This window comes from uncultured Luteimonas sp., assembly GCF_947492465.1.
In the GTDB taxonomy this organism is placed as follows: Bacteria; Pseudomonadota; Gammaproteobacteria; order Xanthomonadales; family Xanthomonadaceae; genus Luteimonas.
This window is the reverse complement of the sequence record NZ_CANLNF010000002.1, coordinates 118,457-131,971: the sequence shown is the minus strand read 5'-3', so window position 1 is coordinate 131,971 and position 13,515 is coordinate 118,457. Positions and strand designations below refer to the sequence as shown.

The following is a 13,515-nucleotide window of genomic DNA, read 5'->3' as shown; positions in this document are numbered from 1 at the left end:
GATCTGCACCGCAACATCTCTCCGGGAGGGGGCTTGAGCAGCAATATCGAGACATCCACGGCGCCGCTGGGCGCGGACATCGCCGCGGCGTTCGTCGAGGCGCGCCTGCGCGGCGCCAGCCTGCCGGGCTTCCCGGGCGTGATTCCCGACGACCTGGTGGCGGCCTACCGCGTCCAGGACCTGGCGATCGCGCGCTGGCCGGACCGCGTGGTCGGCTGGAAGGTCGGCTACATCGCGCCGGACCGGCGCGACGGCTCGGGCGACGCGCGCCTGCTCGGCCCGATCTATGCCCGCCAGTGCACGACCCGGGTCGAGGACGCGGAGGTGCCGGTCTTCGTCGGTGGCTTCGGCGCGATCGAGGCCGAGTACGTACTGCGGCTGGAAGCGGACGCCCCGCCCGACGTGTTCGACTGGACGCCCGCGGCCGCCGGCGCGGTCCCCGCCACGCTGCATGTCGGCCTGGAAATCGCCAGCAGCCCGCTGGCCACGATCAATCAGCTCGGGCCGCGGGTGGTGGTGTCGGATTTCGGCAACAACAACGGCCTGGTGATGGGCGCCGAGATCCCCGACTGGCGTTCGATCCCCGGGACCGGGCTGACCGCGAGCAGCTGGATCGACGGCGAATGCGTCGGCCGCGGCGGCGCCACGACCCTGCCCGGCGGGCTGCTCGCCGCCTACGCCTTCGCGCTGTCGCGTTCGGCCCGGCGCGGGCGTCCGCTCAAGGCCGGCGACCTGATCGCCACGGGCAACGCCACCGGCATCCACGACGTCCGGGTCGGCCAGCAGGTGCGCGTGGACTTCGGCGGCTACGGCCGGATCAGCGGGCGCGTGGTGGCCGCCGCACCGAGGGACGACGCGGCATGAAGCGGCGCCAGCTGCTGGCCGCCGGCGCAGGCCTCGCCTCGATCGCCGGATTGCGGCTGCCGGCAAGTGCCGCGCCGCCGCGCGAAGGCCTGCTCACCGCCACCGACGTGCACGTGAGCGACTACCCGACCGTGCAGGCCATGCGCTGGATCGGCGAGACGCTCGAGCGCGAGACCGCCGGCCGGCTGCGTATCCGGCTCTACCACTCCGGCCAGCTGGGGCGCGAGGCGGAGGCCATCGACATGGCCCGTTTCGGTGCGATCGATTTCGCCCGCGTCTACAGCGGCGCGCTCAACAACGCCTTCCCGCTGACCCGCGCGCTGTGCCTGCCCTACGTGTTCGATTCGGTGGCGCACATGCGCCGGGCGATGGATGGCGAGGTCGGGCAGGCGGTGCTGGACGGCTTCGGCACGCGCGATCTGGTCGGCCTGGCCATCTACGACTCCGGCGCGCGTTGCTTCTACAACGCGCGTCGCCCGATCCGCACACCCGCCGACCTGGACGGCATGAAGATCCGGGTGCCGGTGTCGGACATCTTCATCCGCATGCTGCGCCTGTTCGGCGCCAACGCCACCCCGCTGTCGCTGGGCGAGGTGTACTCGGGCATGGAGACGCACATGATCGACGGCGCGGAAAACAACATCCGCAGCTTCCATTCCAGCCGGCACTTCGAGGCCGCGCGCTACTGGTCGCAGAGCGAGCATTCCTACGCGCCGGACGTGCTGCTGCTCTCGCGCCGCACCTGGGATGCGCTGGCACCGGCGGACCGCGAGCTGCTGCGCGAGACCGCGCGCCGCTCGGTCGAGGTGATGCGCCAGGCCTGGGATACGTCCGAGGCGAGCGCGCGCGAGCAGGTGATGGCCGCAGGCGTCGAGGCCAACGCGGTGGACGTGGAGGCCTTCCGCCGCGCCGCCGCGCCGCTGCTCGCCGAGTACCGCAAGGACCCACGCATCGACGCACTGCACGCGCGCATCCGCGCCAGCGCATGAGGACACAGATGACTGCAGCCCCGGCCGACACCCCGACCCGCGACGACGACGACCGCCTCCACGAGCCGGCGCCGGCGCCCGGCCTGCTCGACCGCCTCGGCAGCCTGGCGATCGGCATCGCGGCGCTGTCGCTGGCGGGGCTCGTCGTGGTGCAGGGCTGGCAGGTGGTCGCCCGCTACGTGTTCAACAACTCGCCCAGCTGGACCGAGCCGGTGACCCTGCTGCTGCTGAGCACGGCGATGAGCCTGGGCGCCGCGGCGGGCGTGCATACCCAGCGGCACTTCTGCTTCAACCTGCTGGCCGAGGCCATGCGTCCGGGCGTGCGCAGGCTCATGGACAGCTGCGGTCTGGTGGTGGTGGCCGGCATCGGCGGGGTGCTGGCCGTCTGGGGCGGCGTGCTGCTCGCCGACGGGCTGGACGTGCGCGTGGCCGGTGCGCCGATGCCGCAGAGCATCAACCTCCTGCCGTTGTCGCTGGGCGGCGCACTGATGTGCGTGTTCGCGCTGGCGCGGCTGCCGGCGCTGCTGCGCGGCGGGGAGGGCTGAGCCATGGGCATCGCGCTGCTGTTCGTGGTGTTCCTCGCGCTGCTGGTGATCGGCGTGCCGGTGGCCTATGCCCTGGCCGCGGCATCGCTGGCGACGCTGCTTTATCTCGACCTGCCGGCGGTGGTGCTGGTGCAGCAGGTGGGGGCCGGCATCGGCACCGCCTCGCTGATCGCGATTCCGCTGTTCGTCTTCGCCGGCGAGATCATGATGCGCGGCGGCATTTCCGAACGCCTGATCGCGCTGGCCGCGGGCCTGGTCGGCCGCATGCGCGGCGGACTGGGACAGGTATCGGTGCTCTCGTCGCTGTTCTTCGGCGGCGTCTCCGGCTCGGCCATCGCCGACGTGTCGGCGGTGGGCGGCACGATGATCCCGCAGATGGTCAAGCGCGGCTACGACCGCGACTTCGCGGTCAACGTCAGCATCACCGCGGCGCTGGTGGCGCTGCTGGTGCCGCCTTCGCACAACCTGATCCTGTATTCGGCCGCGGCCGGCGGCGGCATCTCGATCGCCGACCTGTTCGCCGGCGGCATCCTGCCCGCGCTGCTGATGACCGCGGCGATGATGCTCACCGGCTACGTGGTCGCGCGCCGGCGCGGCTACGGCACCGAACCCTTCCCCGGCGTGCGCACGGTGCTGCTGCGGCTGGTGTCGGCGCTGCCCGGGCTGGGCCTGGTCGCGCTGATCTTCGTCGGCATCCGGGCCGGCGTGTTCACCGCGGTCGAGAGCGCAGCGGTGGCGGTGGTGTACGCGCTGCTGGTCACGGTGGCGCTGTACCGGCAGCTGCCGTGGCGCGTGTTCATCGACACCATCGTGCATGCCTCGCGCACCACCGGCGTGATCCTGTTCGTGATCGCCTGCGCGGCCGCGTTCGGCTGGATGCTGGCCTACCTGCAGGTGCCGGTGGCGGCGGTCGAGGCGCTGCAGTCGATCGCCGACAGCCGCTACGCGGTGCTGCTGCTGATCGTGCTGATCCTGCTGCTGCTGGGCACCTTCATGGACCTGGCGCCGATGATCCTGATCTGCACTCCGATCTTCCTGCCCGTGGCCAAGGCCTACGGCATCCATCCGGTGCACTTCGGCATGGTGCTGGTGCTGACCGGCGGCCTGGGGCTGGTGACGCCGCCGGTGGGCTCGGTGCTGTTCGTCGGCACCGCTATCGGCAAGATCAGCATCGCCGAGAGCCTGCGCTCGATCTGGCCGTTCTGGCTGGCCGGGCTGGCGGTGCTGCTGGGGGTGGTGCTGTTCCCGCAGCTGTCGCTGTGGCTGCCGGCGCTGCTGCGGAGCTGAGCCGGGCCGCACGCCCCGGACGGCCGCATCCAGCTGCTGGCGCTCCGGACCCGGCCCCCAGGGCGGGCCGGACCGCCGCCGGCCGCCACAAAACGCGCCGCGCCGCGCTAGACTGCCCGGAAACCGGTATCACCGGGCAGGAACGGTATGTCGCGCAATCCCAGGGAAGACAGCCCCAAGGCCGCGTTCGCGGGCAAGGCGGCCACCATCAACGACATCGCACGGCTCGCCGGCGTGTCGAAGAAGACCGTGTCGCGGATCATCAACCATTCGCCGCTGGTGCGCAGCGACACCCGCGAGAAGGTCGAGACGCTGATGCGCGAGGTCGGCTACGTGCCCGACCCGATGGCGCGGGGGCTGGCGTTCCGGCGCTCGTTCCTGATCGGGATGATCTACGACAACCCCACCGCGCAGTACATCGTCGACATCCAGTACGGCGCGCTCGATGCGCTGCGCGACTCGGGCTTCGAGCTGGTGGTGCACCCCTGCGACAGTCGCAGCCCGGACTACGTCGACGGCGTGCGCCGCTTCGTCCAGCAGCAGAAGCTGCACGGGGTGATGCTGGTGCCGCGCGTGTCCGAAGACCAGGCGCTGTGCGACATGCTCAACCAGATCGGTTGCCGCTACGCGCGCATCGCCGCGGTGTCGCTGGACGGCCCGGAGAAGATGGTCGTCACCCACGACCGCGACGGCGCGGCGGAGGTGGCCGACTACCTGCAGAGCCTCGGCCACCGCGACGTGGCGATGATCACCGGCCCCGCGGCCTACCGCTCGGCGATCGAGCGCACGGAAGGCTTCGTGGGCGCGCTGCAGCGGCGCGGCATCGAGCTGCCGAAATCGCGGCTGGTCGAAGCGGGCTACACCTTCGAGTCGGGCGTGGCCGCGGCCGAGAAGCTGCTCGCCGCGAAGAAGCGTCCCACCGCGATCTTCTGCGGCAACGACGAGATGGCGGCCGGCGTCTACCGCGTGGCGCTGCGCACCGGGATCCAGATCCCGCAGCAGCTGTCGGTGGTGGGCTACGACGACAGCACCCTGGCCTCGCGCCTGTGGCCGCCGCTGACCTCGGTGCGACGCGACACGCGCGACACCGGCCGCATGGCCGCGGCAATGCTGCTGCAGGCCGAGTCGGCCAGCCGCCCGCTGGCGAGCGTGCGGCCGCACCTGGTGATCCGCGACTCCTGCCAGCCGCCGGCGTAAAGCCAGTCGAGCCTTCCGGGGGCGGCGGATGCCTTCGGGTTTCGGCTGTCGATACGGCGGGCGGTCGGCGTGAACGGTCCAGTCCCCGCCTGCGCTGCATCCGGGGCGGCTTCGACGGCCGATCCGGCGCTGCCGGCGACGGTCGCAGCCGGGCATCGGCCGTTCCAACCGCGATACGGATCGAACGTCGGCTGGCGCCCGTCGCGCCTGCCCGACGCATGCCGCAGCGCAATATGACACCGGTTACCAGAATGGGTAGACTGGCCCCCGTCGATCCCCTGGCCGGCCTGCGCCGGCCTTCCGAATCACGGAGTCCCGCCATGTTCTGCAAGACCTACCACGCCACCCACCCCGACATGATGGATGGCGCCAGCAACGACCAGCTGCGCGACCGCTACCTGGTCGGCAACCTGTTCGTCGCGGACACGGTGCAGCTCAACTACTCGCACAACGAACGTTTCGTGATCGGCGGCGCCGCGCCGGTGTCCAGGGCGGTGGTCCTGCCGCACCAGACCGAGCCCGAATCGGCCAAGGGCCATCCGTTCCTGGAGCGCCGCGAACTGGGCGTGATCAACGTCGGCGCCGGCGCGGGCAAGGTCACCGTGGACGGCACCGAGTACGCACTCGGGCCGAAGGACGGACTGTACGTCGCGATGGGCAGCACCGATGTGTCGTTCGCGTCCGACGATGCCGCCAGTCCCGCCAAGTTCTACCTCACCTCGACCCCGGCGCATGCGCGCTTCGAGACGAAGAAGCTGTCGATCAAGGACGCGGTCGCGCTCGATCGCGGCGCGCTGGAGACCAGCAACGAGCGCACCATCTACCAGTTCATCGTGCCGGCCACCTGCCAGTCCTCGCAGCTGCTGCTGGGCCTGACCGTGCTCAAGCCGGGCAGCGTCTGGAACACAATGCCGCCGCACCTGCACGACCGCCGCAGCGAGATCTATTTCTACTTCGATCTCGGCGAGAACGACCGCGTCTACCACTTCATGGGCCAGCCCGACGCGCAGCGCCACATCGTCATGGGCAACGACGAGGCGGTGATCTCGCCGCCGTGGTCGATCCACATGGGGTCCGGCACGTCCAACTACGCCTTCATCTGGGCGATGGGCGGCGAGAACCTCGACTACACCGACATGCACGTGCTGGACATCTGCCAGCTCAAGTAACCCGACTCCAGGAGGCAACAACGTGGCAGGCAATCCCTTCAGTCTGGAAGGCAAGGTCGCGCTGGTCACCGGCGCCAACACCGGGCTCGGCCAGGGCATCGCGCTGGCGCTGGCCGAAGCCGGCGCCGACATCGCCGGCGCCGGCATCGTGGAAGCCGCGGAAACCGGCGAAAAGGTGCGCGCGCTCGGACGCCGCTTCGTCAACCTCGAGGCCAACCTGATGTCGATCGAGCCGGTGGGCCGGCTGGTGCAGGACACCATCGCCCAGCTCGGCGGGCTTGACATCCTGGTCAACAACGCCGGCCTGATCCGCCGCGCCGACGCGGTGGACTTCAGCGAGAAGGACTGGGACGACGTGATGAACGTCAACATCAAGTCCGCGTTCTTCATGTCGCAGGCGGCAGGGCGCCATTTCATCGCCCAGGGCAGCGGCAAGATCATCAACATCGCCTCGATGCTGTCGTTCCAGGGCGGCATCCGCGTGCCGTCCTACACCGCGTCCAAGAGCGGCATCGCCGGCATCACCCGGCTGCTGGCCAACGAGTGGGGCGCGAAGGGCGTGAACATCAACGCGATCGCGCCAGGCTACATGGCCACCGACAACACCGCGCAGCTGCGCGCGGATGCCGAGCGCAACAAGGCGATCCTCGACCGCATCCCCGCCGCGCGCTGGGGCGAGCCGTCCGACCTGGGCGGCACCGCGGTGTTCCTGGCCAGCCGTGCCTCGGACTACGTCAACGGCGCGGTGATCCCGGTCGACGGTGGCTGGCTGGCACGCTGACCGCGGTTTTACGGAACGGGCGGACGATCGACGTCCTCCCCGATGTGGTGATCCGTCCGTTCCTCTTCTTCCTGCCCTGCGCCCGCGCGTGTTGAGGCGCGCGAGGCCGGTCTTCCGGGGACGCGACATGGCGCACCGGTTCAAGCTGCTGCTCGCGTACGCGGGCCTGTGCATCGCCACCGCCGCCGTGGGCGCGGAGCGGCCCGTCCGTGTGTTCATCGCCGGCGACTCGACCGCCAGCGCGTATCCGGCCACGCGCGCGCCGCGCGAGGGTTGGGGCATGCAGCTGCACCGCTACCTGGCCGATGGCGTGGAGGTGCGCAACCACGCGCAAAGCGGCCGCAGCGCGCGCAGCTTCATCGAGCAGGGCTGGCTGGACGGCATCGCCAACGAGCTGGGCGCGGGCGACGTGCTGCTGGTGCAGTTCGGCCACAACGATGCCAAGGTCGAGGACCCGGCGCGCTACAGCGAGCCGATGGCCGCGTATCCGCGCTGGCTGATGCGCTACGTCGATCTGGCGCGCGAGCGCGGCGCCACCCCGGTACTGGTGACGCCGGTGGCGCGGCGCAAGTTCGACGGCAACCAGCTGCTGGACACACACGGGCCCTATCCGCAGGCGGTACGCGAACTCGCGCGCCGCGAGCGGGTGCCCCTGGTCGACCTCGCCGCATCGAGCATGGACTGGCTGCGCCTGCTGGGCGACGCGGACTCCAGGCCGTACTTCATGCACGTGCCGGCGCAGAAGCAGGCCGACGACACCCATTTCAGCGCGGCCGGCGCGCAGCTCGTGGCCTGCCTGGTGGCGGCCGGATGGCGCGCGGCCGATCCCGGGGCGCCGGTGCGCGCGGTGGCGCCGCAGGACTGCCATCGCATCGCGGCGCCCGCGCCGCCGCCGGTCTCGCCTTCGGTCGTGGTCGCCGAACGCGACATCGCCACCACGCAGCCCGGTCCGCACGACGGCGCGGGCACCACGACGGCGTATCCGTTCTTCGCGGATGCCACCGGCTTCGACCTGGTGTTCCGCAAGCGCGCGCTGCATCCGGGCGCGACGATCGGCGCGCACGTCAACGACAAGGACGAGATCTACTACGTGCTCTCCGGTCGCGGTGCGCTGACGCTCAACGGACAGGAGCGCGAGGTCGGCGCGGGCGACGCGATCCTGACCCGCAGCGGCGACAGCCACGCGCTGCGACAGATCGGCGACGAGGACCTGGTGATCTTCATCGTCTTCGACGAGGCCTCGCGCAAGCCCTGAGTGGCGCGCCTCAGTGCGCGGACCCGTCCGCCGGGGTCGCGGCCCGTGGTTCGGGCGGGGTTTCCTCGGGCGGATCGGACGGTGGCGCGCAGGCGCTGCAGGCGAACAGCGCGGCGAGCAGGCCCAGTCGGCGGATCGCGTGCATGGCGGCCTCCTGTGTGTCCGGCGCTATGCTACGCCGGTCACATCAAGGGGAACTGAGCATGGATCCGCACCGCTGGCGCCTGGATGGGCAACTTGCGCTGGTGACCGGCGGCAGCGCCGGCATCGGTCGCGCGATCGCGCGCGAGCTGCTGGGTTTCGGCGCCACCGTGCTGATCGTCGCGCGCAACGGCGACGCGCTGGAGGCCGCGCGCGACGAGCTGGCCGAGGAGTTCCCGGACGGCGACATCCGCGCCTTCATCGGCGACGTCGCCGACGAGGAGCAGCGGCGCGAGGTGCTGGACTGGGTCGAGGACCAGGGCGAGGGCCTGAACATCCTGGTCAACAACGCCGGCGGCAACCTCACCCGCGCGGCCAACGACTACACCGAGGACGAGTGGCGCGAGATCTTCGAGGTCAACCTCTTCAGCGCCTTCGAACTCTCGCGCTATGCCCATCCGCTGCTCACCGTGCATGCGGCCTCGTGCATCGTCAACGTCGGCAGCGTCTCCGGCCTGACCCATGTGCGCAGCGGCGCGCCCTACGGCATGAGCAAGGCGGCGATGCACCAGATGACGCGCAACCTTGCGGTCGAGTGGGCCGAGGATGGGGTGCGGGTGAACGCGGTGGCGCCCTGGTACATCCGCACGCGCCGCACCTCCGACAAGCTGTCCGACCCGGACTACCTGGACGAGGTGCTGCTGCGCACGCCGATGGGGCGCGTGGGCGAACCAGAGGAGGTGGCCGCCGCGGTCGCGTTCCTGTGCCTGCCCGCGGCCGCCTACATCACCGGCGAATGCATCGCGGTGGACGGAGGCTTCCTGCGCTATGGGTTCTGACGTCGCGCCGGCGTGCGCGCCGCGCGCCCTGGCGCCCTGGCTGGTGCGTTCCACCGCGCCGCTGCACTGCCTGCTGGCCTTTGCCGCTGGCGGGCTGCTGCAGGCGCTGTTGGGCCTGCCCGTGCCGCAGGGCGGCCTGCGCGACGCGCTGCACCTGGCCGCCACCGTACTGGCCAATGCGGGATTGCTGCTGGTGCTGTGGAGCTTCGCGCTGTTCGCGCGCCGGCGTACCACGATCATGCCCGGCGGCGCGCCCAGCGGCCTGGTGCGCGCCGGGCCGTTCCGGTACACGCGCAACCCGGCCTACCTGGGGATGCTCGCCAGCTACGTCGGCCTGGCCGTGATGTGCGACCTGCCGTGGGCGCTGGCCCTGCTTCCGGCGCCGCTGTGGATCCTGCAGCGGGCGATCATCCCCTGGGAGGAGGCGGGGCTTCAGGCGCGCTTCGGCAGCGACTACCTGGCCTATCGCGACGCCGTGCCGCGCTGGCTCTAGTCGTGCGTTGCCCGGCCTTGGCGCAGGGCGCCCGGCGGTGCTATGAAGGGCGCCCCGACAGCCGGATGCGCACATGGAAACCAGTGAACTGTTCCGCGGCCGCCTCATCGACCACCTGCAACTGGTGGTGCAGGACCTCGACGCCAGCCGCCGCTTCTACGAACCGGTGCTGGCGACGCTGGGCATTCCCCTGGGCGGCAGCAGCGACACCTGGTTCTGGGCCGACGAACTGTTCGTCTCCAGCATCGACAGCGAGGCCGCGCAGGGCAAGCCGACCGGCCGCCACCATTTCGCCTTCCAGGCGCGCGACCGGGCGATGGTCGAGGCCTTCCACGCCGCGGCCCTGGCCAACGGTGGCCGCGACCACGGCGCGCCGGGCGAGCGCCCCTATCACCCCGGCTACTACGCGGCCTTCGTGCTCGACCCGGACGGCAACAACATCGAGGCGGTGTACCACGGACCCGCGCAGCGCAGCGCCGAGGCGGTGAAGATCAGCTTCGACGCGCCGGAGTGATGCCGGCGGTCGACCTCTGCGCCTGCCGCGTTCGCGACCGAGGTCGCTCCCACAGAAAAACGCTCCCCACGTGGGAACGCGCTTGCGCGCGAAGCGGCGACTCTCGACGGGATTCGCCTCCTGGAGCGACGGGGGCGAAGCGTTCGCGACCAAGGTCGCTCTGCATGAGGACTCTCCGACCGTGGGAGCGCGCTGGCGCGCGAAGCGCCGCGACGCATCGGTAGCATTCGCTCCGGCTGCGCGACCGGAAATGTTCGCGACCAAGGTCGCTCCCACGGGGATCCGGCTGCCGAAGCGCGCGCTGGCACCCGGACCGTCCGCCCTGCCGGCAGCCCGGCGTATTGCGCGACGACCCTCGCGGCGTGCCGCGGTTCAGGGCGGCAGCGCGCAGGTGGAATCCGTGAGGATGCGCGTGACCCGCGCGAAGTCTTCCTGCAGCGCCGCCTTGTCGCCGGCGCGCGCATGCCGCCAGGCCGATTCGATCTCGCGCTGGCGCCGCTTCCAGCCCGCGCATTCGGCCTTCTGTCCGATGCGCGCGCAGGCGTCGTAGCGGTTCTCGCAGGCCTGGCCGACGCCGCCGGTGTCCAGGCGCACGCAGCGCGGCTTGGGCGCCGGATCCTCGCTCACGTAGCTGTCGTTGTCCCAGGTCTCGCACTGGTAGATCGGCGGCGGGGGCAGGCGCGCGTCGGCCGCCAGCCGCGCCGCCGCCGGCATTTCGGGACGCTCGGGCCCGGCGATCGCCTCGTCCTGGGGACCGGCGACCTGTTCGAAATCGGCCAGCGGCGGCGGCGTCCAGGCCGGCTCCTCGGCCACTACCAGGGCGGGTGCCGGCGGCGCGGACCGGGTCGGCAATGCCTCGACGCGGCGAATCTCCTGGCGGCTGCCGGCCGGGCAGGGCGTGCCGTTCTGGATCGTGACCTCGCCGCTGGCGGCGGTGCAGCGGTAGATGGTGGTGGCGTCCTGCGCCGGCGCGAGCGATGCGCCCGCCAGCAGCGCGGCAGTCAGCAGCAGCCGGCACATCAGTGGCTGGCGCAGTCGGCGGCGAGCCGCGCGTTGATGCCGCGTTCCTCGACCCGCAGGGTGTCGCGCTCGCGCTCCTGGGCGTTGAAGAAGCGGCGCCGGATCTGCTCGCGGCGATCGACCAGGCGCGAGCACACCTCGGCCTGGGGCAGGGCATGGCAGGTGTCGCGGACCCAGGTGCCGGCGCCGCCGTAACCGCGGTGGATCCCATGTCCGGGGCGCGACGGATGGCCGGGCCGTGGCGGGTGGTCACCGCCAGCCGACGGGGGCTCCGGTCTCGGGGTGGGCGCGCCCACGTAGCCGCCCAGCGGCCGGTTGGCGAAGTACTCGCCCAGCGCGCTGCCGCCGCGGTCGGCATCCGGGTGGCCGCGGCGCCGGTCGCCGCGGTATCCCAGCGTCCACAGCGGCACCCAGCGCGGATTGCCGTCGCCGGTATCGCTGGTGTAGCGGTCCCCCTCGGGGGTCACGCACTCGTACATCGGCTGCGGGGCGCGCGCGATCACCACCTGCGGCGCGGCCACTGCCGCAGGTGCGGGCGGCGGCGGGGCCGGCCGAGCCAGCGGTTCGCCATCCTGTGGGCGCTGCATCTCGCGGGTTTCCGCGGTGCTGCCGGCGTCGCAGGGCACGTTGCCCAGGGTCACGTGGCCATCGGCATCCACGCAGCGGTGCACCGTGACCGGATCGGCCGCGTGCGCGCCGCCGGCGGCCAGGAGCATCGCGAGCAGCAGACGGCAGGGCGGCAGCGGGCGCATGCGGCCATCTTGCCGGCGCCTGGGGGACGCTGCAAACGCGGGCGTCGCAGATCGTGCCCGCGATTCAGTCGGCCATCAGGCCGCGTCGAGCGCCGCGGCCGGCTGCGACTGGCGGCGCAGCTGGCGCGCGATCGCGGCCGCGGCGTCGCGGCCTTCCTGCACCGCGGTCACCACCAGGTCGGCTCCGCGCACGCAGTCGCCGCCGGCGAACAGGCGCTCGTGCGCGGTCTGGTAGGGCAGGCGGCCCTCGCCGCCGACGATCAGGCGGCCGTTCTCGCGCGCCTTCACGCCCAGCGCCTCCAGCCATTCCGGCGGCCGTGGCGAGAAGCCGAAGGCGATGATCACCACGTCCGCCTCGATCACCGACTCGCTGCCGGCGATGGGTTCGGCGCGCTGGCGTCCGTTCGCGTCGGGCGTGCCCAGTCGCGTCTCGACCACGCGCACGCCGCAGGCGTGGCGGCCGTCGCCGCTCTCGATCGACAGCGGCTGGCGGTTGAACAGGAAGCGCACGCCTTCCTCGCGCGCGTTGGCCACCTCGCGCGCCGAGCCGGGCATGTTGGCCTCGTCGCGGCGGTAGGCGCAGGTCACGCTGGCCGCGCCCAGCCGGACCGCCGAGCGAACGCAGTCCATGCCGGTGTCGCCGCCGCCCAGCACGACCACGCGCTTGCCGGCCAGTGCCGGCAGCTGCAGCTGGTCTTCCCAGCCCGCGATCGGCCGGCCGTGGGGCTCGCGCCCGGTGACCAGGCGCCCGTTCTGCACCAGGAACGGCAGCGCGGGCAGCACCCCGTCCAGGTCCTGGCCGGGCAGGCCGCCGTCGGTATAGCGGTAGGCGCCCACGCCGAGGAAGACCGCGTCGTACTCCGACAGCAGGGTGCCGATGGCGACGTCGCGGCCCACCTCCACGCCCAGCCTGAAGCGCACGCCCATCTCTTCCAGCACTTCGCGGCGCGTGTCGATCACCGACTTGTCGAGCTTGAAGCTGGGGATGCCGAACTGCAGCAGCCCGCCAATCTGTTCGTAGCGGTCGAACACCGTGGCCGCGATGCCGGCACGCGCCAGCCGGTCGGCGCAGGCCAGGCCCGCCGGACCGGCGCCGATCACCGCCACGCGATGGCCCGTGGCCACGACCTTGGACAGGTCCGGCCGCCAGCCCTGTTCGAAGGCGGTATCGACGATGTACTTCTCGACCGCGCCGATGGTGACCGCGCCGAAGCCGGCATTGAGCGTGCACGCGCCCTCGCACAGGCGGTCCTGCGGGCACACCCGCCCGCACATCTCGGGCAGCGGATTGGTCTCGTGGCACAGTGCGGCCGCCTCGAGGATGCGGCCTTCCTCCACCAGCGCCAGCCAGTTGGGGATGTAGTTGTGCACCGGGCACTTGGCTTCGCAGTACGGGTTGCCGCAATCCAGGCAGCGGCCGGCCTGGTGCACCGCCTCGGCCTGGCCGAACTTGCCGTACAGCTCGTTCCAGTCGCCCTCGGTGCGCAGCTGCAGCGGCACCTTGCGCGGCATGTCGCGCGGGATATCAAGGAACTGGAAAACCTGCTTCTTGCTCATGGGCCGGGATTCGGGATTGGGGAGTCGGGATTCGGAAAGGCGCCACGCGCGAATGCGGCGCATGGGTCGGGAGGCACGCCTCCGCGTGTCCGGTTCCCGATTCCCGATTCCC

General features: G+C 71.7%; 15 protein-coding genes. 11 read left to right on the top strand and 4 right to left on the bottom strand.

Translation table 11 applies throughout. From position 1 onward, the window contains the following. Positions 1-33 precede the first annotated feature (33 nt). The 8 genes from Q0863_RS05660 (at position 34) to Q0863_RS05625 (ending at position 8,087) form a co-directional block, all read left to right on the top strand. Positions 34-864 (top strand): 2-keto-4-pentenoate hydratase, encoded by an 831-nt coding sequence (locus tag Q0863_RS05660; protein WP_298576244.1) that lies wholly within the window; start codon positions 34-36, stop codon positions 862-864. Next, positions 861-1,853: a TRAP transporter substrate-binding protein gene (locus Q0863_RS05655; RefSeq protein ID WP_298576242.1), complete on the top strand. Its 993-nt coding sequence runs from the start codon at positions 861-863 to the stop codon at positions 1,851-1,853. Before Q0863_RS05660 ends, Q0863_RS05655 begins: the two co-directional genes overlap by 4 nt. Before the next feature lie 8 nt (positions 1,854-1,861). Further along, positions 1,862-2,398: a TRAP transporter small permease gene (locus tag Q0863_RS05650; RefSeq protein WP_298576240.1), complete on the top strand. Its 537-nt coding sequence runs from the start codon at positions 1,862-1,864 to the stop codon at positions 2,396-2,398. 3 nt (positions 2,399-2,401) lie between these two features. Continuing rightward, on the top strand, positions 2,402-3,685 hold the full coding sequence (locus Q0863_RS05645) for a TRAP transporter large permease (RefSeq protein WP_298576238.1): 1,284 nt from the start codon (positions 2,402-2,404) through the stop codon (positions 3,683-3,685). A 147-nt stretch (positions 3,686-3,832) separates the two neighbouring features. Continuing rightward, positions 3,833-4,882: a LacI family DNA-binding transcriptional regulator gene (locus Q0863_RS05640; protein ID WP_298576236.1), complete on the top strand. Its 1,050-nt coding sequence runs from the start codon at positions 3,833-3,835 to the stop codon at positions 4,880-4,882. 320 nt (positions 4,883-5,202) lie between these two features. Further along, complete coding sequence (kduI, locus tag Q0863_RS05635) at positions 5,203-6,051, top strand: 5-dehydro-4-deoxy-D-glucuronate isomerase (RefSeq protein WP_298576234.1); 849 nt, start codon at positions 5,203-5,205, stop codon at positions 6,049-6,051. 22 nt (positions 6,052-6,073) lie between these two features. Next, on the top strand, positions 6,074-6,832 hold the full coding sequence (gene kduD / locus Q0863_RS05630) for a 2-dehydro-3-deoxy-D-gluconate 5-dehydrogenase KduD (RefSeq protein WP_298576232.1): 759 nt from the start codon (positions 6,074-6,076) through the stop codon (positions 6,830-6,832). A 127-nt stretch (positions 6,833-6,959) separates the two neighbouring features. Beyond that, positions 6,960-8,087 (top strand): cupin domain-containing protein, encoded by a 1,128-nt coding sequence (locus Q0863_RS05625; protein WP_298576230.1) that lies wholly within the window; start codon positions 6,960-6,962, stop codon positions 8,085-8,087. Positions 8,088-8,097: 10 nt separating this feature from the next. Here Q0863_RS05625 and Q0863_RS05620 read toward each other — a convergent pair whose 3' ends face one another. Then, on the bottom strand, positions 8,098-8,232 hold the full coding sequence (locus tag Q0863_RS05620; protein WP_298576228.1) for a hypothetical protein: 135 nt from the start codon (positions 8,230-8,232) through the stop codon (positions 8,098-8,100). 58 nt (positions 8,233-8,290) lie between these two features. Here Q0863_RS05620 and Q0863_RS05615 point away from each other — a divergent pair, with 58 nt between their 5' ends. The 3 genes from Q0863_RS05615 to Q0863_RS05605 all read left to right on the top strand — a co-directional run bounded on the left by Q0863_RS05615 (position 8,291) and on the right by Q0863_RS05605 (position 10,074). After that, positions 8,291-9,067, top strand: coding sequence for an SDR family oxidoreductase (locus tag Q0863_RS05615; RefSeq protein WP_298576226.1), 777 nt, complete (start codon positions 8,291-8,293; stop codon positions 9,065-9,067). Further along, positions 9,057-9,560 carry an isoprenylcysteine carboxylmethyltransferase family protein gene (locus Q0863_RS05610; protein WP_298576224.1) on the top strand — a complete coding sequence of 168 codons (504 nt, stop codon included), beginning with the start codon at positions 9,057-9,059 and terminating at the stop codon, positions 9,558-9,560. The genes Q0863_RS05615 and Q0863_RS05610 overlap by 11 nt, the downstream gene beginning before the upstream one ends. Positions 9,561-9,633: 73 nt before the next feature. Further along, on the top strand, positions 9,634-10,074 hold the full coding sequence (locus tag Q0863_RS05605; RefSeq protein WP_298576222.1) for a VOC family protein: 441 nt from the start codon (positions 9,634-9,636) through the stop codon (positions 10,072-10,074). Positions 10,075-10,446: 372 nt separating this feature from the next. Here Q0863_RS05605 and Q0863_RS05600 read toward each other — a convergent pair whose 3' ends face one another. From Q0863_RS05600 to Q0863_RS05590, 3 genes are all read right to left on the bottom strand, one after another. After that, positions 10,447-11,094, bottom strand: a complete 648-nt coding sequence (locus Q0863_RS05600) for a DUF4124 domain-containing protein (protein WP_298576220.1) — start codon at positions 11,092-11,094, stop codon at positions 10,447-10,449. Continuing rightward, positions 11,094-11,846, bottom strand: a complete 753-nt coding sequence (locus tag Q0863_RS05595; protein WP_298576218.1) for a DUF4124 domain-containing protein — start codon at positions 11,844-11,846, stop codon at positions 11,094-11,096. Before Q0863_RS05595 ends, Q0863_RS05600 begins: the two co-directional genes overlap by 1 nt. Before the next feature lie 75 nt (positions 11,847-11,921). Continuing rightward, positions 11,922-13,403 carry an FAD-dependent oxidoreductase gene (locus tag Q0863_RS05590; RefSeq protein ID WP_298576216.1) on the bottom strand — a complete coding sequence of 494 codons (1,482 nt, stop codon included), beginning with the start codon at positions 13,401-13,403 and terminating at the stop codon, positions 11,922-11,924. Positions 13,404-13,515: the final 112 nt, after the last annotated feature.

Bases quoted from the DNA above. Each gene is read 5' to 3' on its own strand.
- Q0863_RS05655 (WP_298576242.1), top strand. From the start codon at position 861: ATGAAGCGGCGCCAGCTGCTGGCCGCCGGCGCAGGCCTCGCCTCGATC.
- Q0863_RS05650 (WP_298576240.1), top strand. From the start codon at position 1,862: ATGACTGCAGCCCCGGCCGACACCCCGACCCGCGACGACGACGACCGC.
- Q0863_RS05645 (WP_298576238.1), top strand. From the start codon at position 2,402: ATGGGCATCGCGCTGCTGTTCGTGGTGTTCCTCGCGCTGCTGGTGATC.
- Q0863_RS05640 (WP_298576236.1), top strand. From the start codon at position 3,833: ATGTCGCGCAATCCCAGGGAAGACAGCCCCAAGGCCGCGTTCGCGGGC.
- kduI (WP_298576234.1), top strand. From the start codon at position 5,203: ATGTTCTGCAAGACCTACCACGCCACCCACCCCGACATGATGGATGGC.
- Q0863_RS05625 (WP_298576230.1), top strand. From the start codon at position 6,960: ATGGCGCACCGGTTCAAGCTGCTGCTCGCGTACGCGGGCCTGTGCATC.
- Q0863_RS05620 (WP_298576228.1), bottom strand. From the start codon at position 8,232: ATGCACGCGATCCGCCGACTGGGCCTGCTCGCCGCGCTGTTCGCCTGC.
- Q0863_RS05615 (WP_298576226.1), top strand. From the start codon at position 8,291: ATGGATCCGCACCGCTGGCGCCTGGATGGGCAACTTGCGCTGGTGACC.
- Q0863_RS05610 (WP_298576224.1), top strand. From the start codon at position 9,057: ATGGGTTCTGACGTCGCGCCGGCGTGCGCGCCGCGCGCCCTGGCGCCC.
- Q0863_RS05605 (WP_298576222.1), top strand. From the start codon at position 9,634: ATGGAAACCAGTGAACTGTTCCGCGGCCGCCTCATCGACCACCTGCAA.
- Q0863_RS05600 (WP_298576220.1), bottom strand. From the start codon at position 11,094: ATGTGCCGGCTGCTGCTGACTGCCGCGCTGCTGGCGGGCGCATCGCTC.
- Q0863_RS05595 (WP_298576218.1), bottom strand. From the start codon at position 11,846: ATGCGCCCGCTGCCGCCCTGCCGTCTGCTGCTCGCGATGCTCCTGGCC.
- Q0863_RS05590 (WP_298576216.1), bottom strand. From the start codon at position 13,403: ATGAGCAAGAAGCAGGTTTTCCAGTTCCTTGATATCCCGCGCGACATG.